Annotated in this window: 19 protein-coding genes; 12 read left to right on the forward strand and 7 right to left on the reverse strand. The window is 72.2% G+C overall.

The genetic code is table 11. The features are described 5' to 3' along the window. Together ACZ4TG_RS10700 and ACZ4TG_RS10705 are read right to left on the reverse strand one after the other, a co-directional pair. A complete protein-coding gene (locus ACZ4TG_RS10700; RefSeq protein ID WP_468161317.1) occupies positions 1-852 on the reverse strand; it encodes a hypothetical protein in 852 nt (283 codons plus the stop codon). Positions 853-855: 3 nt separating this feature from the next. Beyond that, positions 856-1,806, reverse strand: a complete 951-nt coding sequence (locus tag ACZ4TG_RS10705) for a 3-oxoacyl-ACP synthase III family protein (protein ID WP_468161319.1) — start codon at positions 1,804-1,806, stop codon at positions 856-858. A 657-nt stretch (positions 1,807-2,463) separates the two neighbouring features. Here ACZ4TG_RS10705 and ACZ4TG_RS10710 point away from each other — a divergent pair. Further along, positions 2,464-3,966 carry an MFS transporter gene (locus tag ACZ4TG_RS10710; protein WP_468161321.1) on the forward strand — a complete coding sequence of 501 codons (1,503 nt, stop codon included), beginning with the start codon at positions 2,464-2,466 and terminating at the stop codon, positions 3,964-3,966. After that, positions 3,963-4,601 carry a TetR/AcrR family transcriptional regulator gene (locus tag ACZ4TG_RS10715; protein WP_468161323.1) on the forward strand — a complete coding sequence of 213 codons (639 nt, stop codon included), beginning with the start codon at positions 3,963-3,965 and terminating at the stop codon, positions 4,599-4,601. Before ACZ4TG_RS10710 ends, ACZ4TG_RS10715 begins: the two co-directional genes overlap by 4 nt. A 92-nt stretch (positions 4,602-4,693) precedes the next feature. Here ACZ4TG_RS10715 and ACZ4TG_RS10720 read toward each other — a convergent pair whose 3' ends face one another. Both ACZ4TG_RS10720 and ACZ4TG_RS10725 read right to left on the reverse strand, forming a co-directional pair. Further along, on the reverse strand, positions 4,694-6,079 hold the full coding sequence (locus ACZ4TG_RS10720) for a sensor histidine kinase (RefSeq protein WP_468161325.1): 1,386 nt from the start codon (positions 6,077-6,079) through the stop codon (positions 4,694-4,696). Continuing rightward, the gene (locus tag ACZ4TG_RS10725; protein ID WP_468161488.1) at positions 6,076-6,765 is read right to left on the reverse strand and encodes a response regulator transcription factor; all 690 of its coding nucleotides are present in this window, start codon (positions 6,763-6,765) and stop codon (positions 6,076-6,078) included. The genes ACZ4TG_RS10720 and ACZ4TG_RS10725 overlap by 4 nt, the downstream gene beginning before the upstream one ends. A gap of 80 nt (positions 6,766-6,845) precedes the next feature. Here ACZ4TG_RS10725 and ACZ4TG_RS10730 point away from each other — a divergent pair, with 80 nt between their 5' ends. Then, positions 6,846-8,030: a UDP-N-acetylglucosamine--N-acetylmuramyl-(pentapeptide) pyrophosphoryl-undecaprenol N-acetylglucosamine transferase gene (locus ACZ4TG_RS10730; protein ID WP_468161327.1), complete on the forward strand. Its 1,185-nt coding sequence runs from the start codon at positions 6,846-6,848 to the stop codon at positions 8,028-8,030. Continuing rightward, on the forward strand, positions 8,027-9,031 hold the full coding sequence (locus ACZ4TG_RS10735; RefSeq protein WP_468161329.1) for an SDR family NAD(P)-dependent oxidoreductase: 1,005 nt from the start codon (positions 8,027-8,029) through the stop codon (positions 9,029-9,031). Before ACZ4TG_RS10730 ends, ACZ4TG_RS10735 begins: the two co-directional genes overlap by 4 nt. 23 nt (positions 9,032-9,054) lie before the next feature. Here ACZ4TG_RS10735 and ACZ4TG_RS10740 read toward each other — a convergent pair whose 3' ends face one another. Beyond that, positions 9,055-10,164: a mechanosensitive ion channel family protein gene (locus ACZ4TG_RS10740; protein WP_468161331.1), complete on the reverse strand. Its 1,110-nt coding sequence runs from the start codon at positions 10,162-10,164 to the stop codon at positions 9,055-9,057. Positions 10,165-10,361: 197 nt separating this feature from the next. Continuing rightward, positions 10,362-10,535 (reverse strand): hypothetical protein, encoded by a 174-nt coding sequence (locus tag ACZ4TG_RS10745; protein ID WP_468161333.1) that lies wholly within the window; start codon positions 10,533-10,535, stop codon positions 10,362-10,364. Positions 10,536-10,661: 126 nt separating this feature from the next. On the opposite strand from ACZ4TG_RS10745, the gene ACZ4TG_RS10750 reads away from it, so the two are divergent. Next, complete coding sequence (locus tag ACZ4TG_RS10750; RefSeq protein ID WP_468161335.1) at positions 10,662-11,870, forward strand: MFS transporter; 1,209 nt, start codon at positions 10,662-10,664, stop codon at positions 11,868-11,870. Between the two features lie 75 nt (positions 11,871-11,945). On the opposite strand, the gene ACZ4TG_RS10755 is transcribed toward ACZ4TG_RS10750, so the two are convergent. Continuing rightward, entirely contained in the window at positions 11,946-12,374 is a 429-nt protein-coding gene (locus tag ACZ4TG_RS10755; RefSeq protein ID WP_468161337.1) for a hypothetical protein, read from the reverse strand. Between the two features lie 502 nt (positions 12,375-12,876). Here ACZ4TG_RS10755 and ACZ4TG_RS10760 point away from each other — a divergent pair. The 7 genes from ACZ4TG_RS10760 to ACZ4TG_RS10790 all read left to right on the forward strand — a co-directional run bounded on the left by ACZ4TG_RS10760 (position 12,877) and on the right by ACZ4TG_RS10790 (position 22,456). Beyond that, a complete protein-coding gene (locus ACZ4TG_RS10760; RefSeq protein WP_468161339.1) occupies positions 12,877-13,917 on the forward strand; it encodes a terpene synthase family protein in 1,041 nt (346 codons plus the stop codon). A 41-nt stretch (positions 13,918-13,958) separates the two neighbouring features. Further along, positions 13,959-15,293: a cytochrome P450 gene (locus ACZ4TG_RS10765; protein WP_468161341.1), complete on the forward strand. Its 1,335-nt coding sequence runs from the start codon at positions 13,959-13,961 to the stop codon at positions 15,291-15,293. Between the two features lie 194 nt (positions 15,294-15,487). Then, the gene (locus ACZ4TG_RS10770) at positions 15,488-18,388 is read left to right on the forward strand and encodes an ATP-binding protein (RefSeq protein WP_468161343.1); all 2,901 of its coding nucleotides are present in this window, start codon (positions 15,488-15,490) and stop codon (positions 18,386-18,388) included. Between the two features lie 185 nt (positions 18,389-18,573). Then, a complete protein-coding gene (locus ACZ4TG_RS10775) occupies positions 18,574-19,059 on the forward strand; it encodes a hypothetical protein (RefSeq protein ID WP_468161345.1) in 486 nt (161 codons plus the stop codon). 47 nt (positions 19,060-19,106) lie between these two features. Next, positions 19,107-19,649, forward strand: a complete 543-nt coding sequence (locus ACZ4TG_RS10780; RefSeq protein ID WP_468161346.1) for a hypothetical protein — start codon at positions 19,107-19,109, stop codon at positions 19,647-19,649. 15 nt (positions 19,650-19,664) lie between these two features. Beyond that, positions 19,665-20,888, forward strand: a complete 1,224-nt coding sequence (locus ACZ4TG_RS10785; protein ID WP_468161348.1) for an MAB_1171c family putative transporter — start codon at positions 19,665-19,667, stop codon at positions 20,886-20,888. Further along, on the forward strand, positions 20,885-22,456 hold the full coding sequence (locus ACZ4TG_RS10790) for an amidase family protein (RefSeq protein WP_468161350.1): 1,572 nt from the start codon (positions 20,885-20,887) through the stop codon (positions 22,454-22,456). Before ACZ4TG_RS10785 ends, ACZ4TG_RS10790 begins: the two co-directional genes overlap by 4 nt. Positions 22,457-22,494 lie beyond the last annotated feature (38 nt).

Here is a 22,494-nt window from a genome sequence, read left to right on the forward strand (position 1 = left end):
TCACCAGCCTTCGGGCCGGTAGCTCGCACAGGCCGCGCTGGGGCCGGCGCCCGCCGTGACGAACAGCAGCCGGTCGTAGCCCTCGGGCCGTCCGGCGGCCATGGCGTGGAGGTAGCCGAGGACCGGTGCGGCGGTGTGCGGTTCGCCCGTTCCGCCCGGGGGAAGTGCCTCGGCGGCGGTGTCCGGGCCGATCACCAGGGTGCGGTCGAGGTCGAGTTCGTACGCGGCGGCGTAGTCGGCGACCGCGGTGGCGGCGAGTTCGCGGATCTCGCGGTGGTGGTCCGCGGAGCGGCGCACGGTGATCCGGGACCGGCCGTCGCCGCCCATGCCGGCGGTGTCCAGGTAGCCCTCGGCACCGGGGCCGTCCGCGGTGTAGTGCCGTACGGGGCCGAAGCCGGCGGCGGGGTCGGGGCTGCGTTCCAGGAGGAGGGCGCCCGCGAGGTCCGCGTACGGGTAGTCCGGGTCGCGGCGCGCGTCACCGCCGGGGTGGACGTCGGCGGCGGTGACCAGGAGGCGTTCGGTGCTGCCGGTGTCGAGGAGCGCCTGGCCGACCTCGACGGCGTTCAGCACTCCGCAGGCGCCGTTCATGAGGTCGAACGAGAAGCCGGCTGCGGGGTCGACGAGGTAGTCCAGGCTGATACCGGCCTCCTTCTGCACCAGGGCGGCGAGGGCGGGTTCGAAGGTGTTGGACTCCCGGTAGACGCCCACGTTGACGAGGACGCCGACGGCGGAGGGGGACAGCCCGGCCCGGTCGAGGCAGTCCCTGGCGGCCTGCCCGGCGAGGGCGACCGAGGTGGCGGGTGCGCCGGTATCGGGCGCGGAGGTGCCGGCGGCGGTGATGATCATGCCCATGGTTCAGACCCCCAGGTTGGTGACGGTGGCCGACAGGGCTCCGGTCACCACGCCCGAGGCGGCGGGGACCAGGAGGAACGTGGAGCCGCGACGCGCCGTGCCCGCGGCGAGGTGCTCGCGCAGCGTCAGGAAGTGTGAGGTGGTCGCGGTGTTCCCGTACCGTTCCACGACCGCGAGCGAGGCGGGCATGGGTGCGCCGAACTCCGCTTCTCCCGTGCGATTCGCATAGTCGATGAAACGGGTGCCGACCTGGTGCTGGATGACGTAGTCGAATTCCTCGCCCGCGAAATCCCGGCCGTTCTTGGCCAGCAGATCTCCGTGGAATCGGGGCCAGAGGGCGAGCCGGTCCTTGTTGTGCATCTTCTTGTTGTCCGTGTAGAGGGCGATTCCCTCGGTGCGGTCACTCGGCATTCCCATGCACAGGTGCGAGAACTCCGAACACGTCATCAGGTCGATGTAGTGGATCCGGTCGGCCTCGTCGACGGACCGGTCCAGAATGACCGCGGCGGCGGAGTCGCCGACGGACAGCGAGGCGAACTGCGGGTCGTAGGAGTCCCCGATCTCGCGGGCCGCCGTGTCGGCGACCTTCGTCGCCTGCTCGCCGCTGACGACCATGCCGCTGCGGACCGCGCCGGAGCGGATCATGCGGTCGAGCACGTACACACCGGTCATCATCCCGGCGCAGGCGTTCGAGACGTCGAAATGGATGGCCGAGCGGGCTCCCAGCTCACGGGCGAGGGAGCCGGCGAAGGACGGTTCGAAGAAGAAGCGGTCACCCTTGAAGCGGGTGATGGACGCCGATATCACGATGTCCAGGTCTGCGGCCTCGTAACGGGAGGCGGCGAGGCATTCGCGGGCGGCGCTCAGGGCCATCCCGTACGAGTCCTCACCGGCGGCGGGACTCGGATCGCAGATCCGCCGCTCGGCGACCCCGGTGATCCTTTCCACGTCCACGTCCCGCAGGTTCGGTGTTCTCGCGGTCAGTTCCCGTGTGGTCAGCCTGGTCTCCGGTAAATGGGCTCCGATGGATTCCATACGGCTTGCCGATTTCGCTGTTCTCAATGTGTTCTCCGTAGTGGGCGCACGCGGGCAGCGGGATATCGCTGCGGCGGAATGGCGCAGAGGATGCTGGTGACGGACAGCGAAGTTACCGTAGCGTACGGATTTGACGGTGCTGTTACGAGGTCACCCAGAACCGGACTCACCGGTCGAATATCGGCCAATTGCCCGAGGGGCGACATTCCGCCGGATCCGCCGCCGCGGGGGCGGCCCCAGAGCGCGCGGGAGGGGGCCCCGTCGGGGCGGGGCGGCCGCGTCGCCCCGCGCCCGGATCGCCCGCGCGGGCCCGTCCCGTCGAAAACCTGTCCGGAATCGCGCGGTCCGCCTTGACCGCCCGGGAGCGCCCGGCCGACGAGCGGGGGCACGGCCGGGAGCAGACGTACGCGGGAGACCGCGAAGCCGATCGCGTCGCCCGACCGGACCGGTTCACCCCCGGGGGCGAACAGAGGGGGACACCGGGCCGCAGACAGGGGGTGCACAAGCGTTTACCCTGGGGGTGAACAGTTGTGCACCCCTGCGTGCGCCCCACCCCCGTTCCGTGTCTGGAGCAGCATGCCCGCCGCGATACCCGCTCCCGGTCCGGCGCCCGATACGACGCCCGCCCACACCCCCGACTCCCCTCACCCCGCCCTTATCGTGCCGGTCCTCGCCTTCTGCGGCATGGTCGTCGCCGTCATGCAGACCCTGGTGGTGCCGCTGCTGCCGCACGTCCCCGACCTGACGGGCGCGAGCCCGGGCGCCGCCGGCTGGCTCGTCACCATCACCCTGCTGACGGGTGCGGTGTTCACCCCCGTGCTCGGCCGGGTCGGGGACATGTACGGCAAGCGCCGGGTCCTGCTCGCCTCGCTCGCCGTGCTCACGGCAGGCTCCGTGCTGTGCGCGGTCAGCTCCCACATCGGCGTACTGATCGCGGGCCGGGCGCTCCAAGGCGCGGCGCTCGCCGTCATCCCGCTCGGGATCAGCATCATCCGCGACGAGCTCCCGGCGGAGCGGGTGCTGTCCTCGATCGCCCTCATGAGCTCCACCCTCGGCATCGGCGCCGCCATCGGCCTCCCCGTGGCCGCCCTGGTCATCGAGAACTTCGACTGGCACACGATGTTCTGGGCCTCGGCCGCCCTCGGCCTGCTCGACCTGCTGCTGGTGCTGTGGATCGTCCCCGAGTCGCCCCTGCGCACCACGGGACGTTTCGACGCACTCGGGGCCCTCGGCCTGGGCGCCACCCTGGTCGGCCTGCTGCTCGCGATCACGCAGGGCGCCGACTGGGGCTGGACCTCCGCGCGCACGCTGGGCCTGCTGGCGGCCTCGATCGTCGTCGGGCTGCTCTGGGGCCGCTTCGAGCTGCGGACCCGCTCGCCGATGGTGGACCTGCGCGTATCGGCGCGTCCCGCCGTGCTGCTGACCAATGTCGCCGCCCTCCTCATCGGTTTCGCCTTCTACGCGAACTCCCTCGTCACCGGCCAGCTGGTGCAGGAGCCGACGAGCACGGGGTACGGGCTCGGGGCGTCGATCGTGGTGAGCGGCCTGTGCCTGCTGCCCGGAGGGCTGGCCATGGTGGCCCTGTCCCCGGTCTCCGCCCGGCTCTCCGCCGCGTACGGTCCCCGTACGGCGCTCGGGCTCGCGGCGGCCGTCATGGCCGTGGGCTACGTCGTGCGGTTCTTCACCAGCCACAGCCTCTGGCTGATCGTGGCCGGTGCCACGGTGGTCGCCTCCGGCACCGCCATCGCCTACTCGGCGCTGCCCGCCCTCGTCATGCGGGCCGTCCCGGTGAGCGAGACCGGTGCGGCGAACGGGCTCAACACCCTGATGCGCTCCGTCGGCCAGGCCTGCTGCAGCGCCGTGGTCGCCGCGGTGCTCGCGCACGTCACCTTCGTGGCCGGCGGGCACACCGCGCCCACCCTGCACGCCTACCTGCTGATCTTCCTGATCGCCGCCGGAGCGGCCCTCGCGGCGCTGGTCGCGGCCCTCTTCCTGCCGTCGGCCCGCTCCAGGCACGGCGCGCAGGGCGGTACCGTCGCGGTGACAGCGTCCGTGTCCGCCGCCCGGGAGAGCACATGAGCACCGCCGAGGAGTCCGCGACGGCGTCCGGTACCGACACCGAGGCCGGGACCGGGACCGAGGCCGGGACCCGGACCGGTGCCGAGGCCGGTGCCGGGACGGGGCGCGACGCGATCGTCCGCGCCGCGCGCAGGGCCTTCACGCTGCGCCCCTACGCCGAGGTCACGATGCGCGGCATCGCCGCCGCCGCCGGTGTCAGCCCATCCCTGATCGTGAAGAGGTTCGGCAGCAAGGAGGCGCTGTTCAACACGGTCGCCGACTTCCGGCCGGCCGCCGACGCGCTGTTCGCGGCGCCACCGGACGCCCTCGGCCGCCATCTGGTCCTGACCATGGTCCGGCTGCGCGACGAGCTCCGCGGGGATCCGCTGCTGCGGGTCGTCTTCTCCCTCGGCAACGAGGACGAACGCACCCTGCTGCGCGAACGCTTCCGCGAGCAGGTCACCGACCGGCTGGCCGCGACCCTGACCGGGCCGGATCCGCAGCTGCGCGCCGAGCTGATCGCCGGCCAGCTGCTGGGCCTGGGCGCGACCCTGAGCCTGCACCGCCCGGACGGCGCGGGGAGCCGTACGACCGCGGAACGCCTGGCGGAGCTGTACGCGCCCGGGCTCCAGCGCCTCATCGACGGAACCGGATGACCTGAGCCCGGGATCCGGCCCGGCTCCTGAGCCCGGCTCCTGAGCCCGGATCCGGGACCCGGATGCCGGCCCCGCCTTCCGGTCGGGGCCGGTCACCCCCCGAAGGACAGCCGGAACAGCGCGCCCCCGCCGGGCGCCGCCTCCGCCGTCAGCTCGGCCTCGTGCGCGCGGGCGATCTGCCGCGCCATCGCGAGGCCCAGCCCCGACCCCGGCAGGGCCCGCGCCGCACCGGCGCGGTAGAAGCGGTCGAAGACGTACGGGAGGTCCTCCTCCGCGATGCCCGGCCCGTGGTCCCGTACGGTCAGCTCGGCCTTGCCGCCCCGCACCGCCAGCTCCACCTCCACCGGAGCCCCCGCCGGGCTGAACTTCGCCGCGTTGTCCAGCAGGTTGCCCAGCAGCCGGCTGAGCCTGGCCGGGACGCCGGGCACCACGACCTCCTCCGCCACCCGCACGACGACGGGTACGGAAGGCCGGTGCGCCCGCGCCGCCTGTGCGCAGTGCTCCACCAGCCTGCCCAGCCGTACCTGTTCCACCAGCGGCTGCGGTTCCTCGTCCCGGGCGAGCTCGATCAGGTCGTTGACCAGCCCCGTCACCTCCCGCAGCTGCCGCCCCAGCGCGAGCGAGGCCCGTCGGCGCTGCTCCTCCGTCAGCCGCTCCCCCCGCGCCAGCAGCTCCGCGTTCGTGCGCAGCGCGGTCAGCGGCGTCCGCAGTTCGTGCGAGGCGTCCGCGACCAGCCTGCGCTGCGCCGTGACGGACTGCTCCAGCTCTCCCAGCATGGTGTTGAAGCTCCCGGCGAGCCGGGTGATCTCGTCCTCCCGGCCCGGCGGCGGCAGTTCGATGCGGTGCCGTGGATCGCGGGTGGCGGCGATCCGCTCGGCGGTGGCGGTGAGCCGGGTGACCGGTGCGAGGCCGGTCCGCGACACCCAGTACCCGAGCACGGCGGCGAGCAGCACCCCGGCCGCGCCGGTCAGCGCCAGCCACCACGCGGCCCGCGCGATGCCCTCTTCGACGGTGTCGGCCCGCAGCGCGACCTGGAGCGCCCGCCCGGTCGCGTAGTCGGTGGTGAGCATCCGCGCCGGGTGCCCGGAGTGGACGATGTTCGTGTAGTACGGCGCGTGCCGGCCGGCGGCGACGGCCCTGGCCGCGGGGTCCACGGGCAGCAGGTACGGCTGCGCGGGGTCCCGCGCCGGATCGGCCGGTACGACCTGTGCGCAGGCGGGCGCGGCCAGGAAGCGGCATTCACCGGCCAGGGTCGCCGGTGCGGAGCCCGGGTTGCGCTGGGCCGCGAGCCGGGCGGACTGGGTGAGGCTGAGGTCGAGCTGGTCGTACAGGGCGCTGCGCACGACGAAGAAGGCCGCCGTGCACACCCCGACGGCGACCAGCGCCACCGCCGAGGTGACCGCCAGCGCCAGCCTGGTCCGCAGCGGGCGCCGCCTGCGCCAGACAGGGCCCGCGCCGCGCCGCCCGGCGCCCGTCACACCGCGTCCAGCCGGTAGCCGACCCCGTGGACGGTGTGCACCAGCCGGGGCTCGCCGCCGGCCTCCAGCTTCCGGCGCAGGTAGCCGACGTACACGGCGAGGGAGTTGGAGTCGGGGCCGAAGTCCCTCCCCCATACGAGCTCCAGGATCAGCTCGCGCGGGAGCACCTGGCCGGGGTGGCGCAGGAGCAGTTCCAGCAGCGCGGCCTCGGTGCGGCTGAACTCCAGCGGTCGCCCTCCCCGGTGCCCGGTGCGGGTCTGCGGGTCCAGGACGAGGTCGGCGAAGGCGAGGCGGGTGTCGGCGCCTCCCGGTGCGGGTGCGGCCCGCCGCAGCAGCGCCCGTACCCGGGCCACCAGCTCGTCCAGGGCGAAGGGCTTGACCAGGTAGTCGTCGGCCCCGGCCTCCAGGCCGTCGACCCGTTCGCTCACCGAGTCCAGGGCGGTCAGTACGAGTACGGGCGTACGGTCGCCCATCGCCCGCAGCTGCCTGCACACCCCGAGCCCGTCCAGGACGGGCATCATCACGTCCAGGACGACGGCGTCCGGCTCCCAGGCCGCGACCTCGGACAGCGCGGCCAGCCCGTCGGCGGCGCCGCGCACCTCGTACCCCTCGACGGCCAGCCCGTCCTCCACCGCGGCCCGTACCTCGGGCTCGTCGTCGACCACCAGAATCCGCTGTCTGCTCATGGAGCTCATGGGCAAAGCCTGCCAAAGGCCCCGGCCGAACCTCTTAGAACGTTCTTAGGGCGCACCGGGAGAGTGCGGCCATGACCACACGAGACACTCCCCCGGCTCCCCTGTCCGTCGTGATCGGCGCGGGTGGCACCGGCGGCCACATCTACCCGGGGCTCGCGCTGGCCGAGGCGCTGCGCGCGGCCGTCCCCGGCGCCGTGGTCTCGTTCATCGGGACCGAACGGGGCCTGGAGACCGAGCTGATACCGGGTGCCGGCTACCGCCTGCACACCGTCGACATGATCCCCTTCGACCCGGCGCTGGGTGCCAGGCGCTATCTGCTGCCCGCCGCGCTGGTGCGCTCGGCGCACCAGGCCAGGGCCGTGATCCGCGCACAGGGCGCCCACGCCGTGGTCGGCATGGGCGGCTACCCGAGCGCACCCGCCGTGCTCGGGGCCCGGCTCGCCGGGCTCCCGGCCGTGATCCACGAGTCGAACGCGGTACCGGGCCGCGCCAACCAGTTCGCGGCGCGGCTCACCCCGCACATCGCGGTGGCCTTCGACCGCAGCAGGGCCCACCTGGCCGGCGGGGCGCGGGCGCTGACCACCGGTATGCCGATCTCGGCGGCGCTGGCGGGGCTGGCCGGGCGGTCCGCACACGAGCGGGCGGCGCTGCGCGCCGAAGCCAGGCGGGCGCTGCGGGTGCCGGACGGGCGGCGGCTGGTGGTGTTCAACGGCGGCAGCCTGGGCGCCGTCCGCCTCACCGGGGCCGCCGTCGGGCTGGCCGGGCTCTGGCAGGGGCGGGACGACGTACAGCTGCTCGTCAAGACGGGTCCGGCCGCGCTGGCGGACACGGTGGCGGACCTCGTGGCCTGCGGCGGGGAGCGGATCGCGCGGGCCGTGCCGTACCTGGACCGGATGGACCTGGTGTACGCCGCCGCCGACCTGGTGGTGTGCCGGGCGGGCTCGGCGACGGTGGCGGAGCTCGCCGCGACCGGGGTGCCGGCCGTCCTCGTCCCCTACCCGCACGCGCCGGGCGACCACCAGACCCACAACGCCCGGGTGCTGTCCGACGCGGGCGCCGGGCTGCTGCTGCCCGACGGCGCCACGACGGCCGACCGGCTCGCGGACCTCGTGGGCCCTCTGCTGGCGGACCCGGCCCGGCTGGCGGCGATGGCCGGCGCCGCCGACCCCGGCCCGCACGCGCGGGCCGCCGAACTGCTGGCCGCGGAGGTCCTCCGCGTCGCCGGCGTCCCCTTCCCGACACTGGAGCGCATATGAGCACGCAGAACGACTGGCACGACCGCACCGTCCTGGTCACCGGGGCCGAGGGCTTCATCGGCTCGACGCTGGTGGACCTGCTGGTGGCCCGGGGGGCGCGGGTGCGCGCCTTCGTGCACTACAAGCCGTACGCCGAGAAGGGCCACCTGGCGCGCTACCTCGCCGAGCCGGACGGGCCGGTGGAGATGTGGGCCGGCGACATCCGCGACGCGGGCCGGGTCAGCGACGCGGTGGCCGGGTGCGACACGGTGTTCCACCTGGCGGCGCTGATCGGGATCCCGTACAGCTACGCCTCGCCCGGCGCGTACGTCCAGACGAACGTCACCGGTACGGAGAACATGGCCGAGGCCTGCCGCCGGCACGGCGTGCGCCGCCTCGTGCACACTTCCACCAGCGAGGTCTACGGAACGGCCCTGACGGCCCCGATCGCGGAGACCCACCCGCTCCAGCCGCAGTCCCCGTACTCCGCGTCGAAGATCGGCGCGGACATGATGGCGCTCTCCTTCCACCACGCCTTCGAACTGCCGGTGACGGTGGTGCGCCCGTTCAACACGTACGGCCCGCGCCAGTCCGCGCGCGCCGTGATCCCGACGATCCTGGCCCAACTCCACTCCGGGGCGCGGGAGATCCGCCTGGGCTCCCTCTCCCCCACGCGGGACTTCACGTACGTCACGGACACCGCGGCGGGCTTCCTGGCGGTGGCGGACTGCGACCGGGCGCTGGGCGAGGTGGTCAACCTCGGCACGGGGCAGGAGATCTCGGTCGGCGACCTGGCCCGGGCGCTGATCGCCGCCTCCGGCCGGGAGGCCCGCGTCGTGGTCGACCCCTCACGCCTGCGTCCCTCGGGCAGCGAGGTCCAGCGGCTGCTGTCGGACAACTCCCGGGCCCGCGACTGGGCTTCCTGGCAGCCGGAGGTCTCCCTGGAGGAGGGCCTGCGGCGTACCTCCGACTGGATCGCGGAGAACCTCCACCTCTTCGCCCCGGACCGCTACCAGGTCTGACAGCGGCCGGGGCGGGGCGGGCGCTACCGGCCGCTGTCCGCCAGCATCGTGGGCGGCGCGTCGCGCTGGTGCGGGAGCGGCGGTGCGGGCGGCGCCGGCTGGGGGCCGTCCTGGTTCAGGGCGACGGTCCGGGTGGGGGCGGGGATCGAAATGCCCTCCGCCTTGAACCTCTGGTGCAGGCGCTTGATGAACTCGTGCTTGATCCGGTACTGGTCGCTGAACTCCCCGATGCCCAGGATCACCGTGAAGTTGATCCTGGAGTCCGCGAACGTGTGGAAGCGGACGGCCCCTTCGTGGTCGGGGACCGCGCCGTTGATGTCGGCCATCACGCTGTCGACCACTTCGAGGGTCACCCGCTCGACGTGCTCCAGGTCGCTCTCGTAGCCCACTCCCACCTGGACCGGGATGGACAACTGCGCTTCCGGCTGGGTGTAGTTGGTCATGTTCGTGCGGGCCAGCCGCCCGTTGGGGATGATCACGAGGTTGTTCGACAGGTTGCGGACCACGGTGTTGCGCCAGTTGATGTCGACGACGTACCCCTCCTCACCGCTGGTGAGACGGATGTAGTCACCGGGCTGCACCGTCTTCGACGCGAGGATGTGCACGCCGGCGAACAGGTTGGCGAGGGTGTCCTGCAGCGCCAGGGCGACCGCCAGACCGCCCACGCCGAGGGCGGTGACCAGCGGTGCGATGGATACGCCCATGGTCTCCAGGGCGACCAGGAAGCCCATCACGAGCACCACGATCCGCGTGATGTTCACGAAGATGGTCGCCGAGCCGGCCACACCGGTCCGCGACTGCGCCAGGGACTGCACGAGGCCCGCGACGACGCGGGCGGCGCTGAGCGTGGCGATGAGGATGAGCAGCGCGGTCAGGGACTGGTTCACGAAGCCCGACAGACGCGTGGTGAGGGGCAGGGTGGAGGCGGCCACCGCCACGCCCGCGATGACGGCCGCCCCCGGCGCGAGGGTGCGCAGCGCGTCGACGATGATGTCGTCCCCGGTCCAGCGGGTCCGCAGGGCGTGCTTGGCCAGCCACCGTACGAGGGCCCGCAGCAGCAGGGCGGCCAGGCAGCCCGCGGCCAGCGCGATGCCGGCCACCAGCCAGTCGTGCAGGACGAGGTCCCGGTTCAACGGACGCCCTCCGCTCCGCGCCGGACCGGGGAAGCGACGACGGGCGCTGCCGACCGTCGTATGGGGTGTGTCGTCACCTTGTCACCTGTCAGTTTGTCGTGCATGGAGCTTCGTTCGGGCATGCGTACGCATCCGGAACGGGGCTGCCATCCTGCCCCATGGGCAGATCGGTTCCACAGGTGGGCCGGTGGTGGGGCTCAGCCCGCGAGGGCGGTGCCTTCCTGGTCCTGGACCACGACCAGGAAGGCGTCCTGGTCCAGGTCCATCACGACGTGCGCCGCTTCTCCCAGGGCGCGGCGCCTGGCGGCGGATTCCTCGGCGGGCCAGCTGCCGCGCGGTCCGCCGGCGGGGAAGTACTCCAGAACCCTCATACCCGTCACTCCCAGCACCTCCGGCCGACGGTACCCACAAGGCTTTTCCACCGCTTGCCCGCGCCGCCCGCCGACATGCGCGCCCGTAACGCTCCGGCGCGCGTCCGCGCTCCTACTGTGTGCTGCATGACACGGATGACCAGCCCGTCCGGTACGCGGCACCGGCGCCGGCCCGGGTACCTGAGCGCGGCGGCGGTGTTCGCGATCGGCATGGCGGGGACGACGCTGCCCACCCCCCTCTACGGGCTGTACCGGGAGGAGCTGGGCTTCTCCGAGCTGATGGTGACGCTGGTCTTCGCCGCCTACGCGATCGGTGTCATCGCCACCCTCCTGGTCGCCGGGAACTACTCCGACGCGGCGGGGCGCCGCCCCGTGCTCCTGTACGCACTGGCCCTGGCGGCGCTGAGCGCGGGCTGCTTCCTTCTGGAGGGCGGGCTGCCGCTGCTGTTCGCCGGCCGGGTGCTGTCCGGGTTCTCGGCCGGGCTGCTGAGCGGCGTGGGTACGGTCACCGTGCTGGAGCTGGCGCCTCCCGGGCGCAAGGCCCGCGCCGGGCTGGCCGCGACGGCCGCCAACATGGGCGGGCTGGGCTGCGGCCCGCTGCTCGCCGGGGTGCTGGCCCAGTACGCACCGCTGCCGCTGATCCTGCCCTTCGTGACGCATCTGGTGCTGCTGGCGGTCGCGTGCGTGCTCGTCCTGCTGCTCCCCGAGACGGTCGAGCATCCCCGCCGCCGGCCGCCGCTGAGGCCGCAGGGGCTCTCCGTGCCGCCTTCGGTCCGCGGTGTCTTCGTACCGTGCGCCCTCGCCGCCTTCGCCGGGTTCGCCCTGCTGGGCCTGTTCACCTCGGTCGCGCCCGCCTTCCTGGCCGAGACGCTGGGCGTGGTCAACCACGCCGTCGCCGGGCTCGTCGTCTTCACGGTGTTCCTGGGTTCGACGCTCGGCCAGTGCCTGGTGGGGCGCATGCCGGTCGGCAGGGCGCTGCCGCTGGGCTGTCTCGTCCTGGTCGTCGGTCTCCTGCTGGTCGGCAGCTCCCTCTGGGCCGAGTCGCTGCCGCTGCTGGTGGCGGGGGCGGTGTGCGGCGGCGTGGGACAGGGGATGGCCTTCCGGGCCGCGCTGAGCGCCGTGAGCGACGCGGCTCCGGCCGCCCACCTGGGCGGCACGGTCTCCTCGTTCTTCGTCGTCGCGTACACCGGCATCTCGCTGCCGGTGGTGGGCGTGGGCGCGCTGACGCTGTGGATCGGTCTGGTGGGCGCGGGGCTGACGTTCACCGCATGCGCCACCGTTCTGGCCGCCGGGACGGGGCTGTACCTGCTCAAGCACCCGCCGTCGACGTCCTGAACGCGGTCCGCGGGCCCCGTGAGGCGACCTCGGTCAGGGGGCCTCCGTCAAGGGCCTTCGATCACGGGGTCCCGGTCACGGCATCGTGGAATCGGTGGCGCGGACGATCCCGTCGAGCTCCGTGTCGATCCACAGCCGCTCGGCCCGGTCGGGCGGGGACGCCTGCGCGCGTCCGTCGACGGGGCGGGTGTTCTCCACGACCGCCCAGCCCTTGCCGCCGTCCGGGGCGGCGAGTTCCACCAGGCGGTGGTCGAGGTGGCCGGTGATCATCACGGCCATGAGGGACAGGTACTCGCGCTGGAGGTCGGGAGCGAGCTCGCCCTCTCCGGGCACCTCGAGCACGGCCTGGTGGCCGTCGGCCAGCAGCGCGCAGGTGGTCTGGACGGCATGGATGAGCACCTCGAACCGCTCCGCGTCCAACCGCGCCCGCAGGAGCTCCAGATACGGACCCAGGACATCGACCTCGCTGTCGTCGCCAGGGTCGGCCGGTTGGTACCCGGTCATCTCTCCCCCCTCCCCGGACGGCCGTGTCCCTCGCAGTGTAGGCAGCGCCCGGTGGTCGGACGGCGCTCTTCGGCCACCCGCCGACCCGACGCGGATCCGGCCTCCGGCACCTGTGGCCTGAACTGGCCTGCCCTGACCCCGTGTTGCGGGGGGCTCGTCGTCAACTCCCCTTCAGGGAGGCCCCTCCCGGCTGAACCGGCGATCCCGAGCGCGCGCTTCGCATATTTTCCGTGAATATGCCCGAAGCGATTTCACGATGAATTCGACGTCTTCACCCGTCCTACATTGACAGTGCGCTGCACTCTGAGGGTTAATTGCATGTCACGTGGCCTGATGTGGTCGCACATGGCGCGATCAGGTTGGTCCGCGACCGTTTCATTCCAATAGTCGCAGTGTGTCACTGTGATGACGTTGCACCAGAGGGGCGTTCGGCGTCGTAAGTTGAATCGCGATCGTACATTGAGCGGGTATTGGCGAATCCGACTCTTCCGTGGGGGGATCAATGGCCCAGCTCAACTCTTTCTCCGTTCCCGATTTCCACCTTCCGTTCGGGAACTCCAAGCATCCGCAGGCGGCACGGGCCAACGCCGAAGCCACGTCGTGGGCGGTGCGCCACGAGCTCGTCACCGACGCCTCCGAGCAGTTCGCGGGCATCGGATTCGGCCACCTCGCGGGCCGGGTGAGCGGCGAAGTGCCGTACGAGCGGGTCGCGCTGCTCGCCGAGTGGATGGCCTGGTCGTTCGTCCTCGACGACCAGCACGACCACCTCATCAGGGCGGGTGAGCTGGCGGCCTGGGGGCCCGTCACCGATGCGATCACCCAGTACCTGGCCACGGGAAGCTCCGGCATCGGCGCGTCCAGGCAACGGAATCCGCTGGTGAGCGCCTTCATCGACCTCTGCGACCGGATCCTGGCCGGAATGCCGGAACGGACCGCGGCCCGCTACCGGGCCCACGTCCCGCTCATGCTCGGCTCCTTGGACCAGGAGGCGGTCAACCGGACGGCCGGGGGCCGCCCGACGGTGGAGGACTACATCCTCACGCGCCGCCACAGTTCCCAACTGCTGCCGATGATGGACATGGTGGAGGCCGGACTGGGCGTCGACCTGCCGCAGCGCGTCCACGATTCCCCTGAGTTCCAGGCGGTCGTCGCGAGCGCGGTGGACGTCATCTCGTGGGGCAACGACGTCTTCTCCCTGCCGAAGGAGCACTCCTGCGGGGACAACAACAACCTCGTCTCCCTCATCTCCTCCCGGGACGGATGCCCCCTGACCGCGGCGGTGCAGTCCGTCGAGGGCCGGATCCAGGCGCGCATAGAGGACTACGTGGCGGCGGAGCGGCGCCTGTTCCAGGTCATGGACGCGCACGGCGGGACGGACCCGTCGGTGCGGGCCGCCGTCTCCCGGTGCGTGCGTAGTTATGAAGACTGGATGATCGGTGCGGATCTGTGGCAGCGTTACGAGTGCACGCGGTACAGCGACGAACGGTTCGCGGCCGGGCTGGAGTCTGCGTACACCCGCCCGGACCTGGTCTCCGTGGCATGACAGGGGGACGACCCATGGCGCAGGTGGAGCATCGCGGCCCTGTGGTCCAAGCACCCGTGGCACCCGGGCGGTTACCGCTGCTCGGCCACGCGCTGCAACTGTGGCGGCAGCCGATCGCTTTCCTGGAGTCCTTGCGGCAGCACGGCGAGGTCGTGCGGCTCGACATCGGCACATGGCCCGTACACGTGCTGACGAGTCCGGATCACGTCCACGCCGTACTGGTCCAGCAGGCGCAGCGGTTCGGTCGCGGCAGGGTCTTCGACCGGCTCCGCCCGATGTTCGGCAACGGCATCGTGACGACCGACGGCGAGTTCCACCGCAAGCAGCGCCGGTTGATCCAGCCGGCCTTCCACCGCAACCACATCTCCGAGTACGCCGAGGTGATGTGCCGGCAGGCGGAGGAGATGTCCGCGTCGTGGACGGCGGGCCGCGAGATCTCGATGCTCACCGAGACGCGCCGGTACGCGCTGTCCTCGGTCGCCGAGATGATCTTCTCGGGGGACCTGAGCCGGCCCGCCGTCGCGGAGGTGCACCGCTCGCTGCCGATCGTTCTGGAAGGCATGCTCGTGCGCGCGGTCATGCCCAAATCCCTGGACCGGCTGCCCATCCCGCTCAACCGGCGGTTCGACACGGCCGCCGCACGCCTGCGCCGGATCATCGACCAGGTGATCGCGCAGTACGGTGCCACCGGTGCCACAGGACAGGACCGTCACGATCTGCTCTCGCTGCTGCTGTCCAGCGCGGACGCCGAGACGGGCGCGACGATGAGCGCCGAGCAGGTGCGGGACGAGGCGATCGCCATCATGTTCGCCGGCACGGAGACTCCGGCGACCACCCTGGCCTGGATCTTCCACGAACTCGGCCGTCACCCCGAGGTGGAGAAGCGCCTGCACGCCGAGGTCGACGCGGTGGTGGGCACCCGCCCCGTCCGACCCGCCGATCTCTCCGAACTGACCTACACGAAGAGCGTGTTCCAAGAGGCACTGCGCATGCACTCGCCCCTGCTCTTCACCAGGCGCGCTCTGGTTCCCGTCGTCCTCGGCGGTGTCTCGATCCCGGCCGGCGCCGAACTGGCCTACAGCCCCTACGCGTTGCACCGTGACCCCGGACTGTTCCGCGACCCCACGGTCTTCGATCCGGACCGCTGGCAGGCGGACGCGAACGAACAGCCGCGTGATCACCGGTACATGCCGTTCGGGGCCGGCCAGCACCAATGCATCGGCGACTCGTTCGCGGTGGCGGAGATCCTGGCGGCGGTGGCGAGCGTGGCCTCGCGCTGGCAGTTGGCCCCCGCGCCGGGCATCACGGTGCGTGAGGTTCCCGCGGGCATCCCCCAGCCCAGCGAGCTGCCCATGATTCCCGTCGCGCGCCGCTGACCCTGCCGGAGCCATTCGATCCGGTTTTTCACGGGCGGTATCCAGCCTGATTTCCGATGTCATATGGCGCTAGGTCAGCGGAGCGTACAACGTCACTCTCGAACGAGTGGCGAGATGCCGCAACAATGTCCTTCAGCAGGAACAACGCGCCCTCGTGGCCGTACACTCGGCCGCACGCGCAGGAGGGGGCAGGAATGTCACATGTCACGGAACCACGGGGGTGGGCTTCCCAGCCTCCGCTCGAACGGGAAAGCGAAATTCTGGCGATCCACCACGCGGTGGACGGTCTGTGCGGCCTCTCGGACAACGGTTCAACCACCCGCCGCGGGGGCGTACTGACCTTCGCGGGGTCGGCCGGCATCGGCAAGACCACCCTGCTGACCGAGGCCCGGCGGCTCGCCGCCGAGCGGGGCTGCACCGTGCTGTTCGCCCGCGGTGGCGAGCAGGAGAAGCAGGTGCCGTTCCACGTGATGCGCCAGCTCATACAACCGACGTTCGCCGCCATGCGCGAGGACGAACGGCTCGATGTCCTCGGCAACTGGTACAGCATCGTCGCCCCGGCGCTGGGCCTGACCGCCGCTCCGAACGGCCCTACCGCACCCGATCCCCAGGGCGTGCGCGACGGGCTGGACTGGGTCGTCACCCATCTGACGGTGCGGAGCGCGCCCGTCGTCCTGGTCCTCGACGACGCCCACTGGGCGGACGCAGAATCCCTGGCATGGCTGACCGCCTTCGCGGCGCGGGCCGAGGAACTGGCCATGCTGATCATGGTGGCCTGCCGACCGGACGAAATCCCCGCCGATGCCGCCCCGCTGCGCGCCCTGATGGGGCGCCAGGGGTCCCGTCCGCACGAGCTGTCTCCCCTCACCACCAGCGCGGTGGCGCGCATCGTGCGCGACGCCCTCGGCGAGAGCGCCGACGACGTGTTCTGCCGGGAATGCTGGGCCATCACCGGCGGGAACCCCTTCGAGGTCGTCGAGTTGGCCATGAAGGGCCGCGACCGCAGGCTGGAGCCGCACCAGGACAACATCCCCCAGCTGCGCGATCTGGCCTCCGCCGTCAAGGGCAGCGGACTGATCGACCGCCTCGAACAGCTCGGACCGTCCACCGTCCGGTTCGCCTGGGCCGCCGCGGTTCTGGGCACCGCGGTCCCGACCGGCATCGTCGGAAGCGTCGCGGCCCTCGGCGAGGCACAGACCGCCGAAGCCATCGACCAACTGCGTACCGCACGCATCCTGACCGTGCTCACCAGCCTGCGGCGCAAAGAGGTCGTGGAGTTCTTCCACCCCCTCATCGCCACCGCCGTGTACCGGTCGATTCCGCCCGGTGTGCGCGTCGGCATGCACGGCATGGCCGCGCAGGCCCTGGTCGACGACGGACAAGGCCCCGCTGCCGCCGCCCGGCACCTGCTGGAGATGCATCCCGAGGGCGACCCCTGGGTGGTACAGCAGCTGCGTCAGGCCGCACGCGACAGCTTCTCCGCGGGAGCACCGGACGCCGCACGGCGCTATCTGGCGCGGGCGCTTCGTGAGCCGCCGGACGTCGAGGACCGGGCCGAGGTGCTGTTCGAACTCGGCTCCGCCAACCTCCTGCACGATCCCGCGACCACGATCAACCAGCTCAGAACCGCCCTCGAAGAGCCCAAGACCGAACAGGGCCTGCGGGAAGCGATCACGTATCGGCTCGCGCAGGCCCTCGCCCACACCGGCCAGTTGGCCGAGGCCGCCGGCCTCCTCGCCGACGAGGCCCGACGTGCCACGAGCTCCCGTACCCGGCTGCGGATGCAGGCCGAACAGTTCAAGTGGAACTCGGTCCGCGTCGACGAGGAGAACTCACCCGCCCGGTCCCGGCTCCTCGCCCAGTTCGCCAAGCGACTCACCGGCCGCGGTCTGCCCGAGCGGCACATCCTGGGTCTGCGCGCCTGGGACGCCGCCATGCGCGGCGAGCCCGCCGCCACCTCCCTGGACTACGCGGAGCAGGCGCTGGACGGCGGCATGAGCTGGACCGACCAGGACTTCGGCTTCGAGGTGCCCGCGTCCTTGGCCATCACGCTCATGTACTGCGACCAGCCGGGCCGCGCCGAGGAGCTCTTCAACACCGGCATCGTCGAGTTCGAGTCGAAGGGCTGGCGCGGCGCGCACCTGTCGTTCGTCTACACCCTGCTCGGCTACGTCCGCTACCGGCGCGGACGCCTCGCGGAGGCCGAGGACTTCGTTCGCAACGGCCTGCAGATCGCCGACCGCGTCGGACACGGAACCCCGGCGCAGTGGTACGCGATCGGCACCCTGATCGAGACGCTGATCGCCCGCGGGAACGTCGCCGAGGCCAAGGAGGTCGCCCGTACCTACAAACTGGCGGACGGCTTCCCCAAGGCCGTCGTCTACCCCGACCCGCAAGCCGTGTGGGGCAAGCTCCTCCTCTCCCAGGGAAGGATCAAGGAGGCGGAGCAACACCTCGTGGCGGCGGGCAAGCGTCTCGACCTGCGCGGCACGCGCAACCCCTCCTGGAGCCCCTGGCAGCTCGATCTGGCCCTCGCACAGGTGACCCACGACCGGGACCAGGCACGCGCCACGGCAGCCGAAGCCGTGGCTCGCGCCCGCGCGTTCGGGGCCTCCAGCGTGATCGGCCACGCCCTGCGCGTCGCGGCGACGGCCGCGGACCCGTCTCAGGCGACCGCCCTGCTGCAGGAGGCGGTGGACCATCTCGAACGGTCGCCGGCCGCCTACGAACTCGCACACGCGCTCATCGACCACGGTACGGCCCTGCACGTCATCGGCGACCCGCACCAGGCGGCCCAGCAGCTCTACCGGGGCATGGAGACCGCGGCCGCCTGCGGGGCGGACGCGCTCGCGAACCGGGCCCGCGCCCAGCTCGCGTCGACCGGGCTGCGGCCGCGCCGTCTGTACACCTCCGAACAGGAAACCTTGACGGTGGCCGAGCACGCGGCCGCCCATCACGCGGCCCGCGGCCTCGACAGCACGGCGATCGCGAAGGAGATGCACACCGACACGCAGGCCGTCTCCGAGCTGCTGTCCGCGGTCTTCACCAAACTCGGCACCGACCGGCTCGGACTGCGCCGGGCCCTCGGAGACTGAGGACCGGCGGCTTCCCCGCCGCCCAACTGCCCGGCGAGAGCCCGGATACCGCACCCCCGTCGGTATCCGGGCTCTCGTCGTGCCCGCGGGCGGATCTCCCGCATCCCGACCCCGAAGTCGAACCCGGGCTTCCATATCCGGGCCATCAACTATAGTTTAGGGCGAGCGAGAGAAAGCGGCGTAGCGTGGCACCAGCAGAAGAGAGACCGGACACCGGGGCCCCGGAGAGGCGTCCCGCGCCCGTACCGGGTCCGGGAGCGCCGTTCAGCGATCGCCTGAACTACCTCTTCGACCGCGTACGCCCGCCCGGCGCGAAGGAGTTCAGCAACGCCCATGTGGCGCGGACCATCTCTTCGTACGGCAAGGAGAGCTGTACCGGTGCCTACGTCGGCATGTTGCGCAAGGGCGAACGGACCCCGACCATCACGCTCGTCCCGCTCTTCGCCCGGTTCTTCGGTGTGGAAGCCGGCTACTTCGTCGAGGACGAGGTCACCCGGAAGGTCACCGACCAGTTCGAGCTCCTGCGCAAGCTCAGCCAGGCCGGTGTGAAGGAGATCGCCATGCGGTCGATCGGGCTGTCCGCGAAGAGCCTGGGCAAGGTGCTGGAGGCGATCGAGGTCGTGCGGGAGCAGGAAGGGCTGCCGGCGAAAAGCGAGAAGGACCTGCCGTGACGGGCTCCCGCAGATGCACCCGTCTGCCGACACCGAGAGGAAGCCGCATGTGGCGTCGCCGTCGAGACGGTCGTGCCGTCGACGAAGCCGCCGAGGTCGAACGGCGCAGCCGGGCGTTCCTCCAGGAACTCCAACTCCCCTCCGTCGACAGCGTGCTGGATCTGGTGCCGTTCATGGAGGAACGGCTCGACCGCTCGATCCGGCTGATGCCGTTCACCCCCGACGCCTCGGACCCGGACGCCCTGGACGCCTCCGCCCCCTGCGGCCTGTGGCTCGCCACCGAGTCCACGGACTACGTCTTCTACGACACGGGCATCAGCCGGCCGCACGCCGAGATCATCGTCGGCCACGAGTTCGCGCACATGCTCCGGCGGCACAGCGGCAAGGCCGCGCTCTCGACGGGCACCCTCGGCGGTCTGATCACCGACATCGACCCGGGCACCGTTCAGCTGGTCCTCGGCCGGACCCGCTACAACAACCCCGAAGAGTTCGAGGCCGAGATGCTCGGATCCCTCCTCCAGGAGCACGTGAGCGCCGGCCGCCGCGGCTCCGAGGACACCGACCCCATAGCCCGTACGCTGCTGCGCTGACCCGAATACGAGCCCGTGAAAGACATCCTCCACCCCTTGTGCCTGCTGATCGCCGGAACGGGTTTCCTCTTCCTCCTGCGTGACCTCGGCAAGAGCCGGCGCGACCCGGCGCTGTCGGCCCTGGCGTTCACCTACGGCTTCTCCGCGCTCAGCTACGCCATCTCCCTGACCTGGGTATGGGTGCGCATCGACAGCACGCTCGGCGTCACCAACATCGCCGTACCGCTCGCCCAGAGCTGTGTGGTCCTCGTCCTCGCCCTGCAGGCCACGGTCCTCGCCCACTGGTCCAAACCGCCGGCCGAAGCCCGGCGCCGGGGCCGCCGCCTCATCACCGCGGCCGCGGCCGTCATCGTCGGCATGGGCGTCCTCTTCACCCTCCTCACGCCGACGGCGCAGCGGCCCACCGACTTCTCGCTGTACTACGCCCACGACCCCTTCTTCCAGGCGTACCTGACGCTCTACATCGCCACGTACACCGTCGCCGAGGCGTACCTGGCCCGGTCCTGCTGGAAGTACGCCCGCACCGCGTCCAACCCGTGGATCGCCCGCGGTCTGCGCCTGATCTCGGTCGGCGCCGTCATCACCCTGGGGTACAGCGCCATCCGCATCGGGGCCGTCCTGGGGGCGGTGTTCGGCTTCAGCGTCAAGAGCCTCGACCCGTACGCCTGGCTGTGCGGGGACATCGGCGCCGCCCTCACGCAGATCGGCTACTTCCTGCCCACACTGGTCAGCCGGAGCACGGCGGCCCGCGCGTGGGTCACCGCGCACCTGCGCTACCGGCGGCTGCGCCACCTGTGGTCCGCCATGGACCGGGCCGACCCGGGCATCGCCCTGCGCCGGCCGGGCCGCCAGCGCGAGGACATCCTGCGGGGCCGCAGCGCCGACTTCCCCCTGCTGCGCCGCCGCGTGGAGATCCGCGGGGGCCAGAAGCTGCTGCGCCGCTACCTCGACCCCGCCGTCCGGTCCGGTGCGCAGGCCCGCCGCGCGGCCGAAGGCCTGACCGGTGCGACGCTCGCCGCGGCCGTCACCGCCGACCAGATACACGACGCGCTCGCCCGGCACCGGGCCGGCGACCCCGTCGACGCGCCGGCCGACTACGCGGACGCGGAACTCCCGCTCGCCACCCCGGAGGACGAACTGCTGCACCTCGGACGGGTCGCCGCGTTCTTCAGCCCGCTCCGGACGGAGACCGCCGAGGTCTCCGACGCCGTCAGCCCCTCGACAGGAGCCCGTACGTGATCTTCCGCCGCACCCTGCTCATCGCCTCGACGGTCGTCGCCGCGGCCGCCGCCATGACCTCGTCCGCCGGCTCCCGTCCGCGCACCACGGGGAAGCCCGCGCGGGCGGACCTGCACCTGGCCCCCGCCCACGAACAGCTCTCCGCGCTGCGCCGGGGCGACATCACCAGCCGCGCCCTCCTGGAGCGGTATCTGGACCACCACGGCAAGGTGAACCCGGAACTGAACGCGGTGGTCACCCTCGACGCCGACGCCGCGCGCGCCGCCGCGGACAGGGCCGACCAGCACCTCGCCCGGACCGGGAAGACCCTCGGCGCCCTGCACGGCCTGCCGATGACGGTGAAGGACGCCCTGGAGACGAAGGGCATGCGCACCACGTGCGGATCGCCCGAACTCGCCGACCACGTGCCCTCCCGGGACGCCGACGCCGTGGCCCTGCTGCGCTCCGCCGGCGCCGTCGTCCTCGGCAAGACCAACGTGCCGGTCATGTGCCAGGACATCCAGACCGCCAACCCCCTCTTCGGGACGACCCGGAACCCCTTCGCCGTCGGCCGGACGGCGGGCGGCTCCTCCGGCGGAGCGGCCGCGGCCGTCGCCGCCGGCCTGACCGCCCTGGAGGTCGGGTCGGACCTGGCCGGCTCGCTCCGGCTGCCCGCCGCGTACTGCGGGGTCTACGCGCTGCGCACCTCGCGCGGAGCGAGCCCCATCGTGCCGACCCGCGGACACGTCCCGCGCCCCCCGGACTGGGCGACCAGCAGCGACATGGTCACCCTGGGGCCGATCGCCCGCAGCGCCGAAGACCTCGACGTCCTCCTCGGTGTGCTCGCCGCACCGTCCCCGGCCGACGGCGCCGCCTGGGCGATCGACCTCCCGGCCCCGACGCAGAGCCGCCTCGGGCAGTACCGCGTGGGCGTGTGGGCCGACGACGAGTACTGCCGCGTCGACGCCGACACCCGCGCGGTCCTGGACCGGGTCACCACTCTGGTGCGCCAGGCCGGCGCCGAGGTGGACGACTCGGCCCGGCCCGTGGACTTCGCCGCGAGCGACCTGCTGTTCCAGCGGCTGCTGTACGCGACCTCGGCGGCCAGTGCGACGGACGCCGCGTTCGCCTCGGAGGTCGAGGCCGCGGACAAGCTCCCCTCCGGCGACCCGGGCGGCCTGTACCTGCACGCGCGGACCATGCGGCACCGCGACTGGTGCGTCGCCGACGAGGCCCGCCAGCAGCTGCGCGCGAAGTGGGCCCAGTACTTCACCCGTCACGACGTCCTCATCACGCCGGCGGCCCCGTCGGCCGCCGTCCCCGACCAGACCTCCGTTCCCCTCCCGCAGCGGTCCATCACCGTCGACGGGGTGAAGCGGCCGTACTTCGCCCAGACGAGCTGGCTCAACCTGGCCGGACCGGTGGGCCTGCCCGCGCTGGTCCTGCCCGCGGGAACGACCGCCGACGGGCTGCCCCTGTCCGTCCAGCTCATCGGCCCGTACCTGTCGGACCGGACCCTCGTCGCCGTGGCGAAGCTCCTCGCGCGGGTCCTGCCCGCGCCCGCGAAGGCCCCGGCCCTGTCCGGCTGACGGGGCCCCGAGAACCGGGGCCGTCTCGCCTGACACGG

This window comes from Streptomyces sp. NPDC028314, assembly GCF_055565795.1.

Coding starts and splice junctions, on each gene's coding strand:
- ACZ4TG_RS10700 (WP_468161317.1), bottom strand. CDS start 852: ATGGGCATGATCATCACCGCCGCCGGCACCTCCGCGCCCGATACCGGC.
- ACZ4TG_RS10710 (WP_468161321.1), top strand. CDS start 2,464: ATGCCCGCCGCGATACCCGCTCCCGGTCCGGCGCCCGATACGACGCCC.
- ACZ4TG_RS10715 (WP_468161323.1), top strand. CDS start 3,963: ATGAGCACCGCCGAGGAGTCCGCGACGGCGTCCGGTACCGACACCGAG.
- ACZ4TG_RS10725 (WP_468161488.1), bottom strand. CDS start 6,765: ATGAGCAGACAGCGGATTCTGGTGGTCGACGACGAGCCCGAGGTACGG.
- ACZ4TG_RS10730 (WP_468161327.1), top strand. CDS start 6,846: ATGACCACACGAGACACTCCCCCGGCTCCCCTGTCCGTCGTGATCGGC.
- ACZ4TG_RS10735 (WP_468161329.1), top strand. CDS start 8,027: ATGAGCACGCAGAACGACTGGCACGACCGCACCGTCCTGGTCACCGGG.
- ACZ4TG_RS10745 (WP_468161333.1), bottom strand. CDS start 10,535: ATGAGGGTTCTGGAGTACTTCCCCGCCGGCGGACCGCGCGGCAGCTGG.
- ACZ4TG_RS10750 (WP_468161335.1), top strand. CDS start 10,662: ATGACACGGATGACCAGCCCGTCCGGTACGCGGCACCGGCGCCGGCCC.
- ACZ4TG_RS10755 (WP_468161337.1), bottom strand. CDS start 12,374: ATGACCGGGTACCAACCGGCCGACCCTGGCGACGACAGCGAGGTCGAT.
- ACZ4TG_RS10760 (WP_468161339.1), top strand. CDS start 12,877: ATGGCCCAGCTCAACTCTTTCTCCGTTCCCGATTTCCACCTTCCGTTC.
- ACZ4TG_RS10770 (WP_468161343.1), top strand. CDS start 15,488: ATGTCACATGTCACGGAACCACGGGGGTGGGCTTCCCAGCCTCCGCTC.
- ACZ4TG_RS10780 (WP_468161346.1), top strand. CDS start 19,107: ATGTGGCGTCGCCGTCGAGACGGTCGTGCCGTCGACGAAGCCGCCGAG.